Source organism: Actinosynnema sp. NPDC059797 (assembly GCF_042732085.1).
Classification (GTDB): Bacteria; Actinomycetota; Actinomycetes; order Mycobacteriales; family Pseudonocardiaceae; genus Actinosynnema.
In genome coordinates this window covers 1-17,045 of the sequence record NZ_JBHWIE010000059.1, presented here as the reverse complement: position 1 = coordinate 17,045, position 17,045 = coordinate 1, and the positions used below count along the sequence as shown (strand labels likewise).

At 75.6% G+C, this 17,045-nt stretch carries 17 protein-coding genes; 7 read left to right on the top strand and 10 right to left on the bottom strand.

Annotated elements, in window-relative coordinates; all coding sequences use genetic code 11:
- Positions 1-5 precede the first annotated feature (5 nt).
- Entirely contained in the window at positions 6-1,721 is a 1,716-nt protein-coding gene (locus tag ACFV4N_RS17145) for a M14 family zinc carboxypeptidase (protein ID WP_499673503.1), read from the bottom strand.
- Between the two features lie 151 nt (positions 1,722-1,872).
- Here ACFV4N_RS17145 and ACFV4N_RS17140 point away from each other — a divergent pair, with 151 nt between their 5' ends.
- The gene (locus tag ACFV4N_RS17140) at positions 1,873-2,616 is read left to right on the top strand and encodes a MerR family transcriptional regulator (protein ID WP_499673502.1); all 744 of its coding nucleotides are present in this window, start codon (positions 1,873-1,875) and stop codon (positions 2,614-2,616) included.
- On the top strand, positions 2,613-5,099 hold the full coding sequence (locus ACFV4N_RS17135) for a VIT domain-containing protein (RefSeq protein ID WP_499673501.1): 2,487 nt from the start codon (positions 2,613-2,615) through the stop codon (positions 5,097-5,099). The genes ACFV4N_RS17140 and ACFV4N_RS17135 overlap by 4 nt, the downstream gene beginning before the upstream one ends.
- Positions 5,100-5,139: 40 nt before the next feature.
- On the opposite strand, the gene ACFV4N_RS17130 is transcribed toward ACFV4N_RS17135, so the two are convergent.
- The 4 genes from ACFV4N_RS17130 to ACFV4N_RS17115 form a co-directional block, all read right to left on the bottom strand.
- The gene (locus ACFV4N_RS17130; protein WP_499673500.1) at positions 5,140-5,880 is read right to left on the bottom strand and encodes a thaumatin family protein; all 741 of its coding nucleotides are present in this window, start codon (positions 5,878-5,880) and stop codon (positions 5,140-5,142) included.
- Positions 5,881-5,900: 20 nt separating this feature from the next.
- Complete coding sequence (locus ACFV4N_RS17125) at positions 5,901-6,707, bottom strand: glycoside hydrolase family protein (protein ID WP_499673499.1); 807 nt, start codon at positions 6,705-6,707, stop codon at positions 5,901-5,903.
- Positions 6,708-6,852: 145 nt separating this feature from the next.
- Positions 6,853-7,737: an SAM-dependent methyltransferase gene (locus ACFV4N_RS17120; RefSeq protein WP_499673498.1), complete on the bottom strand. Its 885-nt coding sequence runs from the start codon at positions 7,735-7,737 to the stop codon at positions 6,853-6,855.
- 29 nt (positions 7,738-7,766) lie between these two features.
- On the bottom strand, positions 7,767-8,300 hold the full coding sequence (locus tag ACFV4N_RS17115; RefSeq protein WP_499673497.1) for an EF-hand domain-containing protein: 534 nt from the start codon (positions 8,298-8,300) through the stop codon (positions 7,767-7,769).
- Positions 8,301-8,631: 331 nt separating this feature from the next.
- Here ACFV4N_RS17115 and ACFV4N_RS17110 point away from each other — a divergent pair, with 331 nt between their 5' ends.
- A complete protein-coding gene (locus ACFV4N_RS17110) occupies positions 8,632-9,165 on the top strand; it encodes a hypothetical protein (RefSeq protein ID WP_499673496.1) in 534 nt (177 codons plus the stop codon).
- Between the two features lie 46 nt (positions 9,166-9,211).
- Positions 9,212-10,030, top strand: coding sequence for an SDR family NAD(P)-dependent oxidoreductase (locus tag ACFV4N_RS17105; protein WP_499673495.1), 819 nt, complete (start codon positions 9,212-9,214; stop codon positions 10,028-10,030).
- Positions 10,031-10,041: 11 nt separating this feature from the next.
- Here ACFV4N_RS17105 and ACFV4N_RS17100 read toward each other — a convergent pair whose 3' ends face one another.
- The gene (locus ACFV4N_RS17100; RefSeq protein ID WP_499673494.1) at positions 10,042-10,866 is read right to left on the bottom strand and encodes a UbiA family prenyltransferase; all 825 of its coding nucleotides are present in this window, start codon (positions 10,864-10,866) and stop codon (positions 10,042-10,044) included.
- On the opposite strand from ACFV4N_RS17100, the gene ACFV4N_RS17095 reads away from it, so the two are divergent.
- The 3 genes from ACFV4N_RS17095 to mhpA all read left to right on the top strand — a co-directional run bounded on the left by ACFV4N_RS17095 (position 10,831) and on the right by mhpA (position 14,259).
- Entirely contained in the window at positions 10,831-11,607 is a 777-nt protein-coding gene (locus ACFV4N_RS17095) for a methyltransferase domain-containing protein (RefSeq protein WP_499673493.1), read from the top strand. The genes ACFV4N_RS17100 and ACFV4N_RS17095 overlap by 36 nt on opposite strands.
- Positions 11,608-11,668: 61 nt before the next feature.
- Positions 11,669-12,712, top strand: coding sequence for a type III polyketide synthase (locus ACFV4N_RS17090; protein WP_499673492.1), 1,044 nt, complete (start codon positions 11,669-11,671; stop codon positions 12,710-12,712).
- Positions 12,709-14,259 (top strand): bifunctional 3-(3-hydroxy-phenyl)propionate/3-hydroxycinnamic acid hydroxylase MhpA, encoded by a 1,551-nt coding sequence (mhpA, locus tag ACFV4N_RS17085; protein ID WP_499673491.1) that lies wholly within the window; start codon positions 12,709-12,711, stop codon positions 14,257-14,259. The genes ACFV4N_RS17090 and mhpA overlap by 4 nt, the downstream gene beginning before the upstream one ends.
- On the opposite strand, the gene ACFV4N_RS17080 is transcribed toward mhpA, so the two are convergent.
- The 4 genes from ACFV4N_RS17080 to ACFV4N_RS17065 form a co-directional block, all read right to left on the bottom strand.
- A complete protein-coding gene (locus ACFV4N_RS17080) occupies positions 14,243-14,398 on the bottom strand; it encodes a hypothetical protein (protein WP_499673490.1) in 156 nt (51 codons plus the stop codon). The two genes, mhpA and ACFV4N_RS17080, sit on opposite strands and share 17 nt — an antisense overlap.
- Positions 14,399-14,545: 147 nt before the next feature.
- Entirely contained in the window at positions 14,546-15,607 is a 1,062-nt protein-coding gene (locus tag ACFV4N_RS17075) for a branched-chain amino acid aminotransferase (RefSeq protein ID WP_499673489.1), read from the bottom strand.
- A gap of 41 nt (positions 15,608-15,648) precedes the next feature.
- Complete coding sequence (locus ACFV4N_RS17070; protein ID WP_499673488.1) at positions 15,649-16,017, bottom strand: nuclear transport factor 2 family protein; 369 nt, start codon at positions 16,015-16,017, stop codon at positions 15,649-15,651.
- 24 nt (positions 16,018-16,041) lie between these two features.
- Positions 16,042-17,045, bottom strand: a 1,004-nt coding sequence (locus tag ACFV4N_RS17065) for an alpha/beta fold hydrolase (protein ID WP_499673487.1), incomplete at its 5' end; no start/stop codon positions are given.

Sequence of the window (17,045 nt, the reverse complement as noted above, 5' to 3'; positions counted from 1 at the left end):
CGGGCCTACAGCTCCAGGCTCCACCGGTCGAGCTGACCCGTGCCCACCCAGATGTGGTTGTGCACCTTGAGCTGCCACGTGCCGGCGCGGGTCTCGCGGGACAGGTCGACGGTGAAGGTGTTGCCGGGGTCCGGCAGGGTGCTCGCGAGCTGGTGCTGGAGGCGGTAGGTCGTGCCGTCCGGGGCGACCAGGTCCAGGGTGATGAGGGAACCGGTCATGCCCTTGAAGCGCACCTCGACGCGCGAGGCGGACCGGGCGTTGCCCGCGCAACCCGTGACGGTCGTGCTCACGACCACCGGCGGGGTGCGGGTGACCACCGGCGTGTCGGTGTCGTCGGTCCTGGTGCACGCGGTCGGCGGTTCGGGCACCGGCGCGTAGGGGGCCGCGGTGTGGCGCGCCGAGTGCAGCAGCATGGGCAGCGCCTTGGGCCAGAAGAACCCGTCCTGGCAGGAGTGCGCGGGGAAGAACCCGCCGCACGCCTCCTCCGGCGACGGGCCCAGCTCCCACACGAAGGACGCCACGCCGAGGTCGTCGTAGACCCAGTCGTCGGTGGTGCCCGACGCGGCGTAGAGCACCTGCCCGGACTGCCCGTACCGCCAGCCGGGGCCCGCCAGCTCGGCCAGCTCCTGGGCGAGGTCCCGCAGCGCCGCGTCGTTGCCGGTGCGCCGGTCGACCGCGCCGCCGCTCCAGGGGAACAGCACGTAGTTGCCGTAGCTGTGCAGGGACAGCACCAGGCCCGTGGTGTCGGTGGGCGCGGGCTGGGCGGGGTCGGCCGGGCGGCGGTCGCGGTACAGGGACCGCCACAGCGCTTGCAGCGCCCGGGTCTCCGGCTCCGAGTCGGGTCCGGTGCCCCGGAACGTCTGGTCGCACTGCTGCTCGGAGGCGTTCTGGAGGCCCCGGTTCGAGCCGGTGTTGCGGTTGAGGTCCACCCCGTGGTGGCTGTGGGACGCCGTGCCGCAGGTGGTGCCCTGGAGGTCGGTGTCGTTGCCGTTCTTGCGGTGGGGGACCGGCGAGTCGCCGCCCCGCTGGACGTTCTCCACGCCGTCGGGGTTGGCGACGGGGACGACCCAGAACTCGGTGGTGTCGAGCAGGGCGGAGACCTCCGGGTCGGCGCCGGAGGTGAGGTGGTCGATCCAGCGCCAGGCGACCTCGCCGGTGGTCAGCTCGCGCGCGTGGAGCTGGCCCATGACGAAGAAGCGCGGTTTGGGCGCGTCGGGGTTCAGCGCGCAGTCGCCGGGGCGCTTGCGGGTGATGCAGATGGCGCGCAGGTCGTGCCCTCCCCGGCCCCGGGTCTTCAGCCAGGAGTCGCCGTAGTCGACGACGGTGGCCAGGTCGGGGTGGTCGCGGGCGACCCGGTCCAGGTGGGCGTGGTGCGCGGCGACGGTGCGGTACCCGCCGTGGAAGGTGTCGGCGGTGGCCTCGAACCGCTCCGCGGGCGCGGGCAGCACCTGGTCCAGGGCGGCGTCGAACCCGGCTCGTCCGAGCGCGGCGCCCGTGGTCGAGTCGCCCATCACGAAGAGGCTGTCGCCCTCGCGGTGCTCCATCACGTCGAAGCCGCCGGTGAACAGGCCCTGCTCGGCGCCGAGCGGGGCGTGCACCTCGTAGAGGTGGGCGCGCTCGTCGGGGAGGGCGCGGTCGTCGGGGGCCGCCGTCGCGGGGCCGGTCGCCGCGAGCAGGGTGCCGGCGCACAGCAGGGCGATCGCTGATCGCTTGCGGTTCATCGAGTCCTTCCTCGGCAGGGGAGGCGGTGGTGCCGATCAGCCTCCCAGCGATCTTCGGCGCGGGAGCTGTCGATCACGACAGGAAGGCGAAGTGTGCCTGTATGTACCTGAGTGACACTGTCATGTTGACAGTGTCAGGTATGGTGGTGGGGTGGGCGACGAGGAGCTGTGGACGATCGGGCAGCTGCCGGACCGGGTCGCCGCGCTGCTGGCCGACAACTACGACGGCCAGCGCAGCGGCCGGGTGCGGGAGCTGCCGAACGGCCGTGCCATCCGCTGGTACACGACCATCGGGCTGGTGGACCGGCCGGTGGCGAACCGGGGGCGCACCGCGCTGTACGGGCGGCGGCACCTGCTCCAGGTCGTCGCGGTCAAGAAGCTCCAGGCGGCCGGGCACACGCTCGCCGAGATCCAGGCGATGACGGTCGGCGCGTCCGACCGGAGGCTGGCCGAACTGGCGGGGGTGGCGCGGCCGGAGGGGGTGGCGCGGGCCGGTGGGGTGGCGGGGTCGGGTGGGGTGGCGCGGCCGGAGGGGGTGGCGCGGGCCGGTGGGGCGACGGGGTCGGGTGAGGCGGCGGAGACGGGCGGGGCCGCGGTGGCCGCACCGGAACCCGCGCGCAGCCGGGAGTTCTGGCGCGAACGGCCCGTGGCCCCGCCGCCCTCCGCTGCCGCACCGCCTGCCGCTGGTCCTGCTGCCGCTGGGCCCGCCGTCGCTGCCGGGTCCGCCGCCGTGCCCGCCCTGCGCCTCGCGGACGGCGTCACCCTCGTGCTCCACACCGCCGACCGCACCCCCACCCCCGCCGAACTCGCCGCGATCGAAGCCGCCGCGGCGCCACTGCTCGACCTGCTCACCCGCACGGGTCTGGCCCCGACCACTGGAGAGGACAAGGGATGACCACCCGCATCGGAGTCGTCGACGTCACCGGGGACCGCCGGCCCACCGAGGACGACGGCCTGGGCTGCCTGCGCACCGGGCGCGGCAACCTCCCGCTGGAGGCCTTGGACGTGCACGCGGCCGTCACCGGGCTCGCCTCGCTGACCACCATCACCCAGGTCTTCCACAACCCGCACGACGAACCGCTCGAAGCGACCTACGTCTTCCCCCTGCCCGCCCGCGCGGCCGTGACCGCGCTGCGCGTGGAGGCCGACGGCCGCGTGGTCGAGGGCGTGCTGAAGGAGCGCGGCGAGGCCAGGGTCGACTACGACCGGGCCGTGTCCGAGGGCAAGCGCGCCGCCATCGCCGAGGAGGAGCGGCCCGGCGTGTTCACCACGCGCGTCGGCAACATCGTCCCCGGCGAGCGGGTCACCGTGCGGCTCACCCTGGCCGGCGTGCTGGCCTACGAGGACGACGCCGCCGAGTACCGCCTCCCGCTGGTCGTCGCGCCCCGCTACATCCCCGGCACGCCGCTGCCCGGCGGCCAGGTCGGCGACGGCGTCGCCCCCGACACCGACGCGGTGCCGGACGCCTCCCGGATCAGCCCACCGGTGCTGCTGCCGGGCTTCCCGAACCCGGTCCGGCTGTCCCTGGTGGTGGACGTGGACCCGGCCGGCCTGCCACCCGCCCAGCCGTCGGCCAGCCTGCACGCGACCGTCACCGAGGAGACCGCCGGCGGGTACCGGGTCCGCGTCGAGCCGGGCGCGCGGGTGGACCGGGACTTCCTGCTCCGCCTGAGGTTCGCCGACGCCGACGTGGTCCGCACGTCGCTGGCGGTGCGCCCGGACGAGGACGGTCGCGGCGGCACGTTCGCGCTGACCGTGCTGCCGCCGGCGGGCACCGGGCCGGCGAAGGGCCGGGACGTGGTGCTCGTGCTGGACCGGTCGGGCTCCATGCACGGCTGGAAGGTGGTCGCGGCGCGCCGGGCCGCGAGCCGCGTGATCGACTCGCTCGGCGCGGGCGACCGGTTCGCCGTGCTGGCGTTCGACAACCACCTGGACAGCCCGGCCGCGCTGCCCGAGGGGCTGGCCGAGGCGACCGACCGCAACCGCTACCGCGCGGTGGAGTTCCTGGCGGGCCTGGACGCGCGGGGCGGCACCGAGATGCTCGCCCCGCTGCGGCGGGCGGCGGAGCTGCTGGGCGGGGAGGGCGAGCGGGAACGCGTGCTGGTCCTGGTGACCGACGGGCAGGTGGGCGACGAGGACCGGTTGCTGCGCGAGGTCGCGACCGGCCTGGCGGGCGTGCGCGTGCACACCGTGGGCATCGACCGCGCGGTCAACGCGGCGTTCCTCCAACGGCTGGCCGGGAGCACCGGCCGCTGCGAGCTGGTCGAGTCCGAGGACCGGCTGGACGAGGCCATGCGGCGGATCCACCACCGCATCGGCGCGCCCGTGCTGACCGGCCTGGACGTGCGGCCCGCCGGCCTGGCCGTGGAGGACGGTTCGCTGGCGCCCGCGCCGCTGCCCGACCTGTTCCCCGGCGCGCCGGTCGTGGTCACCGGTCGGTACGCGGGCGAGCCGGCCGGCGCGGTGGAGGTCACCGGCTCGGGCGGTTGGCGGCAGCGGGTGGACGCCTCGGCGAGCGACAACCCGGCGCTGGCCGCCGTGTGGGCCAGGGCGCGGGTGCGCGACCTGGAGGACCGGTACGTGGTGGGCGCGGGTGACCGGAGCGGGCTGGAGCGGCGGATCGTGGAGACGTCGTTGCGCTTCGGCGTGCTGTCCCGGTTCACCGCGTTCGTGGCGGTGGACGAGCGGGTGGTCAACGAGGGCGGCCGGGTGCGGCGGGTGACGCAGCCGGTCGAGCTGCCCGACGGCTGGACCGCGCCGGACGACCGGTTCGCCCCGGTGGCGGGTGGGTTCGGCGCGCCGGCCGGGATGCCGATGGCCGCGTTCGCCGCCGCGCCCGCCGGGGTCACCGCCAGGCTCGGGGAGATGCCGCGCAAGCGCGCGGGCCGGCCGCTCGCGGGGTCGCCGCCCGTTCCGCCGCTCGTTCCGCCGCCCGCGCCGATGCCCGCCGCGCCGGAGTCCACCGCGGGGTCCGCTGCTCCGGGTTCCGCTGCGCCGAAGCCTGCCTCGCCGGGTTCCGCCGCGCCGGGCTCGACCACCCCCGGCTCGACCACCCCCGGCTCGACCACCCCGGATCCGGCCGCCCCGGACGTGACCGCGTTCCTCACCGAGGCGCTGGCCGAGCTGCGCGGCGCGGACGACCCGGGTGCGCGCACGCTCCTGCTGAGCCGCCTGCACGAGGCGATCACCCGCCACCTGCCCGCCTGGCGGGCGGCCGGCGCGTCCGCCGAGCTGACCGGGGCGCTGACCCGCCTGACCGCCGAACTGTCCGCCCCGACCACCGACCGGGCGGAGGTCGAACGCCGCCTGCGGCTCGCGATCACGACCCTGGAGGAGCTGGTCGAGCCCCGCCGGCGCAAGCCGTTCTGGAAGCGGTGACACCTCGGGGGGCGGGCGGACGGACGCCCGCCCCCCCGCGTCAGGCCACCGGGTGGAACGTGACGGTGAACCCGGTGCACTGGCGGCACTGCCGGACGACCTGGTTGCCCGGCTCGGTGTCGTGCCGGGACCACGCGTAAGCCTTGGGGCAGCGGGAGGACAGGGCGTTGCTGTAGGCGGTCCGCGCGTCGCGGTCGGGGTTGGTGCACAGCATCGGCCTGCCGTCGGCCCAGCGGGTCAGGTTCTCCGGCGGGCAGTGCGGCAGCAGGTCCTCCGGGCAGCCCACGGCGGTGCACTCGGTGGAGCCCGGCGGGGTTGCGCCGTCGCGCGCCTCGATGGTGATGGGCAGCGAGAACGCGTTGACGTAGCTGACGTTGTACCAGGGCGCGAGCCAGTCGCCGCGGTCGAAGTTGAACTCGGCCAGGCTCGCCGGCCGCTCCCCGGTGGTGCAGCGGTCCGACAGCGGGCCGCAGTCACCGACCCGGCAGCGGAACGTGCTGCCGGACGTGCCGGTGCAGTCCTGGCGGGCGAAGAACTTGCCGCGCCAGTGGTTCGGCGCGCTCGACTCGGGGATCGTGACGGTGGCCGACTGGCCGTTCCGCAGGGTGGGCAGGCCGGTCAGGGGGCGGGAGCCGTCTGCGTTGACCGTGCTGCCGATCCACACGGTTCGACCGGACCGGTTGACGAAGGTGACCGTGTGGTCGGCCGCGGCGGCGACCGGCGGGGTCACCGCGGCGAGGGCGGCGATGACAGTGACCACCGCGCACGAGAACCTGCGCATCGCTCCTCCTCCGGGCGAGGTCAGGGGACGGACCGGTAGGCCACGCCGGTGGTGTTCGGCGTGGTCCCGTCGTACAGGCCGGTCGGGCTGGTTCGCGTGGACAGCGAGAACCACGCGAACCGCTCGACGTAGGGCAGGCCGTTGAGCTTGGCGGCGGAGCGGCGCGCGAAATCGGCCTGCTGGGCCTGGCTCGGGTACCCGGGCCGCGGGCCGGTGAAGTCGATCAGGCCGTACTCGGTCAACCAGATCGGCTTGCGGTACCGGTCGTAGACCGCCTGGAGGTAGCCCTGGAGGTGCCCCGTGGCGGCGGTGGAGAAATCGCTGCCGTACCAGTGCAGCGGGATGAAGTCGACCCGGTACCCGCGCGCGGCGGCCCCGGTCATGAACCGGTCGAGCCAGCCGCCCGGCCGGTCGCCGCCGAACGCGACGGCGGGCGCGCCGAGCCTCATGCCGGTGGCCTGGAGCCGGGGCCACAGGGAGAGGGCCTGCTCGACCGACATGTTCGCCTGACCGGCCATGTCGGGCTCGTTGAAGCCGAGCAGGGTGGTGCCGGCCGACCGGGCCCGGTTGAGCTGGTCGTCGTTCACCGCGCCCGCGCCCCAGATCATCGGCACGAACTCGACCCCGGCGGGGGTGGCGATCCCTTGGGTGTCGGACGCCCAGGTGTAGTACCAGCCGGCCCGCACGTCGGCGAGCGCGGCGGAGACACCGGGGTGGTTGTTGACGCTGACGCCCTTCTTCGTCGTGGCGGCGGCGACCGGTGCGGTGAGCAGGGTCGCGGCGGTGAGCGCCGCCAGGACGAGGGCGGGCAGTCGTGGGCCTCGCATGCGCTTGTTCCTCCATGATCGTCGTGACCGACGGGACGACGTGCGCGGCGGCGGACGTGAGAGCGCTCTCAAAGCATGGAGGTGGTCTGGACCGGTGTCAACGGGCGGGGTGACGCTGCCACGTCACCGGGCCCCGGGCGGACCCCTACGCCCCCTGCGGCTTCTCGGCGAACACCCAGCGGTTGTCGTCGAGCGGGTCGTTCGCCTCCGGGCGGAGCCGGGAACCGTGGTGGGCGGCGAGGTCGAACGGCGTGCGGGTGGTGGTGGACCAGCCGCGCGCGGCGAGGTCGGCCGCCGAGTCGGGGCGGGGACCGGGGTCGAACAGGGCGATCAGGTCCACGCCGATCCTGGTCTTCGCCCCGGTGTAGAGCGGGTGGGCGACGACGTCCGGCGACGTCGGGCGCGGCTTGGTCTCGTAGGCCAGGGTGCTGCCGGGCGTCGAGAGCCGGTCGGTGGTCTCCACCAGCAGCCGCTCGGCGGCGGGCGGCAGGAACATGATCAGGCCCTCCGCCAGCCAGGCCGTCGGCTCCCGCGGGGTGAAGCCCTCGTCGACCAGCGCCGGCGCCCAGTCGTGCCCCAGGTCGACGGGCACCGGGACGCGGGTGGCGCGGGGGCGCGCGTCCAGTTCGTCGAGCACCCGCTGCTTGAACCCCAGCACGGGCCCGCGGTCGAGTTCGAAGACCGTGACGCCCTCCGGCCAGTCCAGGCGCAGCGCCCGCGTGTCCAGCCCCGCGCCGAAGAGCACGACCTGACGCGCGCCCGCGTGCGCCGACCGCAGCAGGAACTCGTCGAACACCGCGGTGCGCAACCCGAAGTAGCAGGCCAGCCGCCCCCACAGCGGGTCGTCGTCGGTCACCTGGTCGGGGCGCACCGGCCAGTCAGTCGAGTCCCCCACCGCCCGCAGGAAGTGCTCGGCGTACTCGTCCCGGGCCGGCGAGTCGGCGCGGCGGGTCTCGATGGCGCGCGCGGCGGCGACCATCAACGCGGTCCGGCCGACACCGGCGCGGATACCGCCCTCGCTGGTGGGCACGTGATCGCTCCTCCCGGGGCCCGGGGCGTTCAGCCGGCGGCCCCGCCGACCAGGAGGTCGCCGGGGATCCCGGCCTCGTCGGGCCGGTAGTAGTCCTCGATGGCGTCCCGCCACGTGCGCACCGCCACCTCGTCCGCCTCCGAGGGCCCGAACGCGTCGAACAGCGCGTTGGTGTTCTCCGGGTCGAAGCCGATCGCGGTCATCAGGGCGGTGAACAGGGGCCGCTCGATCCGGCCGTCGCCGTCGGGGTCGCCCAGCTCGGCCAGGGCCTCGGCGAACTCCGCGACGGTGTCGCCGAACCGCTCCGGCGACAGCGCGCACGCCTCGAACTCCTCGGGGGAGATCGTGCCGTCGCGGTCGACGTCCAGCTCGGCGGCCAGCGTCTCCCAGTAGCGGCGGAAGGCGGCGGCCATCCTCCGGCGCGCGGCGTCGTCGGACCCGGTGGCGACCGCGTCCACCCGCTCGGCCATCGCCTCGAAGTCGGCGGCCTCGACCCGGCCGTTGCCGTTGACGTCGAAGAGGGAGAAGACGAGCCTGATCCGGGCCTGCGCTTCCGTCCGCATCGCGGGTGCTCCCTTCCGTGGCGTGAGTGGTTGACAGGTGAGCCACTGTGCCACGCACCGCCGACACGCCTCTGTGGACGATCGACACGGCACGGGTGTGCACAGCGCAGCGTCGCGGGCCTTCACTCCTCGGTGAGGGCTCGGTTGTTGCCGTGCATCGCCTGGTCGTGTTCGGGCCACCCGTGCGTGGGCGAGCGTTCAGGCGGACGTGGACGAGCCCGCCCGAACGGGTGGTCTTGTTGGGCTGGGTGGGCGGTACCCGGGGTGACCGGGGCGGTCCGGTGGCGATCGTCGGCCCACCGGGCGGCGGGGCGGTGCTTGGATCCCCCGCATGGGCGATACGGAACAGATGTGGGTCACCGTCGTGCCGGCGCTGGAGGACGGTGAGGAGGAGGAAGCGGAGCTGGTCGTGGTCGCGGTCGACCCGACCGCGGGCGACCCGGCCCAGCAGGTGCTGGACGTGCTGATGGACCGGGGCCACGAGGGCGAGGAGGGCCTGTTCTACCTGCTCCCGTTCGACCTGGGGGTGCGCTACGAGCGCAACGGCGACCGGCTGGCCGTGCTGCTGCTCACCACACCCGAGGTGCTCGACGACGTGCTGTCCAGGCGAGGCGAGGAACTCCTCGCGGCCACCGCGCCCCTGCGCGCCGCGCCACTGGTGGAGGACGGCGTGCTCCTGCTGCGGCGGGAGGTCGTCACCGACTTCGACCCCGCCACCGACGACGGCGGCGAGCAGCCCCTGGTCCTGCTGTTCCGGGAGGGGCCGGCGGCGGAGGCCGACCTGTTCTCGGCGTTCGAGGAGGGCGAGGGCGCGCTCGGGGTGATCGGGCCGTGGGGGAGCGACGCGGACGAGGGGGAGGACTGACGCGGTCCGCTCGTGTGCTTCCGCCCGCACCGGGTACTCGGGCACCATGCGCTCACTTCGCGGCAGGGTCGTCCTCGTCACCGGGGGCTCGGCGGGCATAGGGCGGGTGACGGCGCGGCGGTTGGCCGCCCGCGGTGCCCGGGTCGTGGTCTGCGGCCGTGACCGGGACCGGCTCGACGCCGCCGTCGCCGGGGTGCCCGAGCTGCTGGCCGTGCGGTGCGACGTGACCGACGCGGACGACCGCGAACGCCTGGTGAGCACCGTGGTGGAGCGCTGCGGCCGGATCGACGCGGTGGTCAACAACGCGGGTCGGGGCGCGGTCGGCAGGCTGGTCGACCTCGACGCCGCGACCGTCGAGGACCTCGTCGCGGTCAACTTCACCGCGGTCGCCGAGGTGACGCGCCTCGTCCTGCCGCACCTGGCGGACCGGGGCGGGGACGTGGTGATGATCTCCTCGGTGGGGGCCTGGGCGCCCGTCCCGCCGCTGTCCCTCTACTCGGCGACGAAGGCCGGGGTGAGCGGGTTGGCCTCGGCGCTGCGCCGCGAGGTGCCGCGCGGGGTGCGCGTGCACGTGCTGTGCCCGGCGCCGATGCGCACCGAGTGGCTGGCCCGCGACCAGCAGGGGCGGCCCAGTGAGACCGAGGCGCCCGCCAAGGTGTCGTTCGGCGCCGCGCCGGAGCGGGTCGCCGTCGCCGTGGAGCGCTGCCTGACCGGCCGGTGGTCGCGCACCGCCGCCGTGCCCCGGTGGTGGGGTGTCGCGCGGCTGGCCTCCGTGCCACCGGTGAGCCGCGTCCTGGACGCGGTGCTCACCCCGGTCGCGCCCTCGCTGGCGCGGGCGGTCGCCGGGTACGGGAAGCGGCTGTGACGGCCCGTGCGTCACAGCACGACGGCGCCGGTGGTGATCAGCAGGCCCACGTCGAGCACGGCGACCACCAGCAGGGCGTTGAACGCCGCCCGCGAGCCGGGGCGGCGGGCGCGCAGCCGGCCGACCACGAGGACCGCCGCGGACAGCGGCAGGGCCACCAGCCCGGCGGGCGAGACCGGTCCGGGCGGGCCGAGGACCAGCACCGCCGAGGTGACCAGCACCAGCACCGAGGCCACCACGGCGCTCGCGCCCGCGCCCAGGCGGTGCGGCAGGCCGCGCACCCCGGTGGCGAGGTCGTCGTCGATGTCGGGGATGACGTTGGCGAAGTGGGCGGCGCTGCCCAGCACCGCCCCGGCGGCCACGAGCCACACCGGCGGCCAGGGGTGGCCCGGCGCGCCGAGCACCACGAAGGCGGGCAGCAGGCCGAACGACACGGCGTAGGGGGCCACCGAGAACGCGGTGCCCTTCACGCCCAGGTCGTAGGCCCAGGCGGAGAGGAGCGCGACCACGTGCGCCGCACCGGCGACGAACCCGGACAGCATCGACAGCACGACGGCCAGGGGCATCGCGACCCCGGCGGCGACGGCGACGGCCCTCCTGCTGATCGCCCCGGTGGCGACCGGCTTGTCACCCCGGTTCGACGCGGTGTCGCGCCGGGCGTCGAGGGCGTCGTTGAGCCACCCGACCGACAGCTGGCCGACCAGCACCGCCGCGGTGACCGCGACCACGCCCCACCCGTCGCGGCCGGTGGTCACCGCCAGCGCGGCGGCCACCGCCGTGACGGCGAGGGCGGGCAGGGGGTGGCAGGCACGGATCAGGGCGAGGGCGCTGGGCACGGGGCACCACTCTGCCGGCCCGGCGAACTGCCGCGGAACGACTGGCGGCTCTACGAGGTGCTGGCCGACGAGTGGTGGCGGCCCCGGGGCGCGTTCGCGATGCTGCACTGGCTCGCCGCGGCCCGCGCCGAACTCGTGCCGCCCGCCGACCGGCCCGGCGCGGTGCTGGTCGACCTGGGCTGCGGGGCCGGCCTGCTCGCGCCGCACCTGCGCGGCAAGGGCTACCGGCACGTCGGCGTGGACCTCTCGCCCTCGTCGCTCGGCCAGGCGCGCGGGCACGGCGTCGAGGCCGTGCGGGGCGACCTCCTCGCCGTGCCCCTGGCGGACGCCGTCGCCGACGTGGTGGTGGCGGGCGAGGTGCTGGAGCACGTGACGGACCTGCCGGCCGCCGTCGCGGAGGCGTGCCGCGTCCTGCGGCCGGGCGGCCTGCTGGTGCTGGACGCGCTGGCCGCGACCGCCGTGTGCCGGCTGGTGGCCATCGGCGTGGCCGAACGCGTGCCGGGCCTGGCGCCGCGCGGCGTGCACGACCCCGCCCTGCTGGTCGACCGCGCGCTCCTGGTGCGCGAGTGCGCGCGTCACGGTGTCCGGCTCGCGCTGCGGGGTATCCGGCCTTCCGTGACCGGGCTGCTGGCCTGGCTGATCGGTCGGACCGACGACGTGGCGATGGTGCCCACCCGCGCGACAGCGGTGCTGTTCCAGGGTCGCGGCGCCAAGACCCGAGGTGAGAGAGGTCGAGCTTGAACGCTCCTGCGCACTCCGCGACCAGCGGACCGACCGGCGGCACGGCGGGGGAGGGCGGGTGGTGACCGCGCACGTCGCCGGCGTCGGCGCCGCGCTGCCCCGCGCCTTCGACCAGCGGGCGGTGTGGGACGGGTACTTCCGCGCGCACTTCGGCGGCAGCCGCGCCGCCGAGCGGATCTTCCGCTCGGCCGGGGTGGAGCGCCGCCACGGCGTGGTGAGCCCCCTGGACGAGGACCTGTCCGGCGCGTCGACCGGGGCGAGGATGCTGCGCTACGAGCGGCACGCCCCCGGCCTCGGGCACGCCGCGGTGGTCGCCGCGGTCGAGGACGCCGGGCTCACCCCGGCCGACATCGGCCAGCTCACCGTCGCCTCCTGCACCGGCTACACCGCGCCCGGCCTGGACGTCCGGCTCGCCGCGTCGCTCGACCTGCCCGCCGACGCGCGACGCCTGCTCGTCGGCCACACCGGCTGCCACGCCGCCCTGCCCGCCCTGGCCGCCACCGCCGACTACGTCACGGCGCACCGGCGGCCCGCGGTGCTGCTGTGCGTCGAACTCACCTCGCTGCACGTGCAGCCGCCGACCCGCGACGTCCAGCAGATCGTGTCCCACGCCCTGTTCAGCGACGCCGCCGCGGCGGTCGTGCTGAGACCCGGGGGCACCGCGGGCGGCCTGGAGCTGCTCGGCACGACCGCCCTGACCGACAGCACCACCCAGGACCACATGACCTGGCGGATCACCGACCACGGGTTCCGGATGGAGCTGTCGCCGCACGTGCCCGAGGTGCTGGGCAAGCACGTGCGCGGCGCGGTCGAGGACCTGCTCGGCGGGCACGGCCTCGGGCCGGCGGACGTGCGCGGCTGGGCCGTGCACCCCGGTGGGCCGCGCATCCTCGACGTGGTGGCGCGGGAGCTGGACCTGCCCGCCGGCGCGATGGCGCACTCGCGCCGGGTGCTGCGCGAGCACGGCAACTGCTCCTCGGCGACCGTGCTGCTGGTGCTCGGCGACCTGCTCGCGCGCGGCGGCCTGCGCCCCGGCGACCCCGTGGTGGCGATGGCCTTCGGCCCCGGCCTGACGCTGTGCGCCGCCCTCCTGCGCGCCACGTGACCGCCGGGGCCCCGTCGGTGGTCGTCGTCGGTGGCGGGCCGACCGGGATCGCCGCCGCGACCCTGCTGGCCCGCCGCGGTGTCCGGTGCCTGGTGCTGGAGCGCCGCACCGGGGTCCACCCGCTGCCCCGCGCGGTGCACCTCGACGACGAGGTGCGCCGGGTCCTGGACGGGTTGGGCGCGGGCTCCGGTTTCGCCCGCGTCTCCCGGCCGTCCCGGGGCCTGCGCCTGCTCGACCGCGACCTGCGGGTGCTCGCGGAGTTCCGGCGCGGCACCGCGCCGGGCAGGCACGGCCACCCCGAGGCGAACATGTTCGACCAGCCCGAGCTGGAGCGGGTGCTGCGCGCGAACCTGGCGCGGCACCCGGGCGTCGAGGTGCGCGGCGGCGTGGAGGTCACCGCCCTCTCGCAGGACGGCGACGCGGTGGAGGTGGCGTTCACCGACCGCGCCACGGGGAAGCCCGAGGTGGTCCGCGCGCGGTACGCCCTCGGCTGCGACGGCGCGCACGGCCTCGTCCGGGACTCGATCGGCGCGGGCGTGCGCGACCTCGGCTTCACCCAGCGCTGGCTGGTCGTGGACGTGGCGACCCGGGCCGAACTGGGCCACTGGGAGGGCGTGCACCAGGTCTGCGACGGGCGCCGCGCCGCGACCTACATGCGGGTCGGGCGGGACCGCCACCGCTGGGAGTTCCGGCTCCTGCCCGGCGAGGGCGCCGAGGACTACCGCGACCTCGCCGCGCTGCGCCCGCTGGTCGCGCCGTGGACCGGGAGCGTGCCGGCGGAGGAGCTGGAGGTGCTGCGCGTGGCCGAGTACGTGTTCCGCGCGCGGGTCGCGGACCGGTGGCGCGACCGCCGGGTGTTCCTCCTCGGCGACGCGGCCCACCTCATGCCGCCGTTCACCGGGCAGGGCCTGGGCGCCGGGCTGCGCGACGCGGTCAACCTGTGCTGGAAGCTCGCCGGGGTCCTCGGCGGAACGCTGCCCGAGGGCGCTTTGGACACCTACCAGGTCGAGCGCGAACCCCACGTCCGCGCGATGATCCGCCTGGCGCGGCTCGTCGGGCTCGCCATGACCGGTGGCGGGAGGGCGGGCGACCTCGTGCGCGGCGCGGTGGTGCCGCGACTGGGCCTGCTGCCGGGGCTGAGGAACCGCGCGCTGGACAGCGAGACGCCGCCGCTGCGCCGGTCGGCCCTGGTGGTCCGGTCCCGGCTGCGCGGCGGCCTCGCGGGGCGGCTGTGCCCGAACGCGGTGCTCGGCGACGGCCGCCGCTTCGACGACGTGGTCTCGGGCCGCTTCGCCCTGGTGTCCTCTGTGGACGTCACGCCGGCGCTGCGCGCGGAGGTCGAAGGGCGTGGCGCGGTCCTCGTGCCGGCGCGTCCCGGTGAGGACCTGCACGCGTGGCTGCGCGGCGGTCGCGCGACGGCGGCGGTGGTCCGCCCCGACGGCGTGGTGCTCCGGGCGGGACGGGACCTGTCGGCGGTGTGCGCCGACCTGCCCGGTCCCCCGCCCGTCGTGCGCCGGAGCGCGGGGAGCGTCAGAAGATCAGGATGATCAGCAGCATGATGCCCGCGACGATGGCGACCGGCACGATCGGCACGCTGCCGGGCCGCCTGCGGTGGTGGCTCTGCACCGTGGTGGTGCGGAAGAAGCTGTACGGCAGGCGGCGGCGGTGTCGCTGGACCCAAGGCATGGCTGCTCCCGGATTCGTCAGGTGTCTTCCGTCCCACCGGAAGTACCCACTCGCCGCGATCCGGACACCTCGCTTGCTCTTCAGCAATTGCGAAGCAGGGGCAGGGGGCGGGTCGGGGGAGGGCCCCGACCCGCGTCGCCCGGGACCTCAGCACACCTTGTGCAGCCACCCGTCCACGTCGGCCACCCGGCCGTGCTGGAGGTCGACCAGCGCCTTGCGCAGGGTGCGGGTCACCGGGCCCATCTCCCCGTCGCCCACGGTGAAGTCGCCCTCGACGTCCTTGACGTGCCCGACCGGCGTGACCACCGCCGCCGTGCCGCAGGCGAAGACCTCGGTGATCTCCCCGGCCTCGCACTCGGCGCGCCACTGGTCCACGGACACCGGGCGCTCCGCGACGCGGTAGCCGAGGCGGGCCGCCACGCGCATGAGGGAGTCGCGGGTCACGCCGGGCAGCAGGGTGCCGGTCAGCGGGGTGGTGAAGACCTCCGCCCCCGCACCGCCGCCGCGCACGAAGAACAGGTTCATGCCGCCCATCTCCTCGACCCAGCGGCGCTCGGCGGAGTCCAGCCACACGACCTGCTGGCACCCCGCCTGCTGCGCCCGGCGCTGTGCCACGAAGGACGGGCCGTAGTTCGCCGCGCACTTCACGTCGCCCGTGCCGCCGGGCATGGCCCTCGCCTGGTCCCGCGACACCAGCACCGACACCGGGCGCACCACGTCGCCGAAGAAGCCGCCCGCGACGAACGCCATCACCAGGAACAGGTACTCCTCCGACGGCCGCAGCATCAGGTTGGCGTCCGTGCCGAACATCAGCGGGCGCAGGTAGAGGCTGTGGTCGGGGTCGTCGGACAGCTCGCCGTGGTCGGCGGCGACCACCGCGTCCACGCCCGCGACGTACAGGTGCTCGGGCAGCTCCGGCATGGCCAGGCGCGCGGCCGACCGGTTGAAGCGCCGCGCGTTCTCCCACGGCCGGAACACCGCGACCGAGCCGTCCTGCTGCCGGAACGCCTTCATGCCCTCGAAGATCACCTGGCCGTAGTGCAGGCCGAGCGTCGCGGGGTGCAGCGAGAGGTCAGCCAGCGGCTGGAGGCCGCCGTCGTGCCAGCCCAGGTCGGGGGAGTAGCGCAGGCCGTAGAGGTGGCTGGTGAACGCGTCGCCGTGGCCGGGGGACTTGGCGGTGGCGGTGGACTTGTCCAGGACGGAGGTCATGACGGGCTCCTTTTGCGGCAGGGAGAAGGTCGGGGAGGGGATCAGGCGAGCGGGGCGAAGAAGAACGTCTCGCGCCGGCGGAAGCGGTCGTCGGCGGCCAGGGTGAAGAAGTCGGCGTAGCGCAGGCTCGTCGGCGTGCCGTCGCGCAGCACGCCCTCGAACGACCCGCGCACCGCGACCTGGTCGCCCTCCCGCACCACCGACTCGACGCGGTGCGTGCCCTCCTTGATGACCCGGACGCTGGTGTAGAAGTGGGCCACGCCCTCCTGGCCGACGGCCGGCGGGTAGCCGGGGCGGTGGTAGACGGTGTCCTCGGTGAACATCGAGACGAGCGCGGGCACGTCGCCGGAGTCGACGAAGCGGTAGAAGTCCTGGACCAGGGCGGTTTCACGGGTCAGGGCGGTGGTCATGGCTGTTCCTCCACAGTGGACTTGTCAGAGCCGGTCGGCGAGCACGGCCGCGATGGCGGCCAGGGGTTCGGGGCGGGTCATCTCCCCGTGGCGGCAGTCGACGCGGTGCTCCTCGACGCCGCCGGTGACGTGCGCCAGCCAGTCGGCGGGCACGGGCGAGCCGTCGGCCTTGTCGGCCGTGGCGGTGAAGAACAGCACGTCACCGTCGAAGCGGGCGGTGGTGCCCGCGGTCATCAGGGTCAGGTTGGCGGCGAAGACCTCCGCCAGCCGGTCGGGGTCGGCGTCGGCCAGGGGGCCGTCCGCCAGGCGCTCCCGGAACTCGGCGGGCGAGGCCGGCGCCGGCTCGGCCCGGTGCCCCAGGGAGCGCAGCAGCGCGGCGAGCACCTCCGGGTCCCGCGCGGAGAACACCTCGCCGGTCGGCCGGGTCGGGTAGCCGTCCAGCAGGGCCAGCAGGGCGACCTCCTCGCCCTCCTCGCGCAGCGCGGCGGCCATGGCGTGCGCGACGTTCGCGCCGAACGACCAGCCCAGCAGGGAGTACGGCCCGGTCGGCTGCGCCGCGCGCACCTGCTCCAGGTAGTCCTTGACCACCTCGTCGAGCGTCGCGGGCAGGGCGTCGGCCCGGGACAGGCCGCGGGACTGGAGCGCGTGCACGGGCCGGTCGGGCAGGTGGCGCAGCAGCCCGGCGTAGACCCAGCCGATGCCGGCGGCCGGGTGCACGCAGAACAGCGGCGGGAGCGCCCCGGCTTCGCGCAGCGGCAGCAGCACGGCGAGCGAGTCGCCGGCGCCCGTGCCCAGCAGCCGGGCCATCGCCGCGACCGTGGGCGCCTCGAACACCGCCCGCACGCCCAGCCGCACGCCGAACTCCGCGCCGACCCGCGCCACCAGGCGGGTGGCCAGCAGCGAGTGCCCGCCCAGGTCGAAGAACCCGTCGTCCACGCCGACCCCGGGCACGCCGAGCACCTCGGCGAACAACCCGGCCAGCGCGCGCTCGGCGGCCGTCGAGGGTTCCCGGCCGGCGCCCGGCGCGC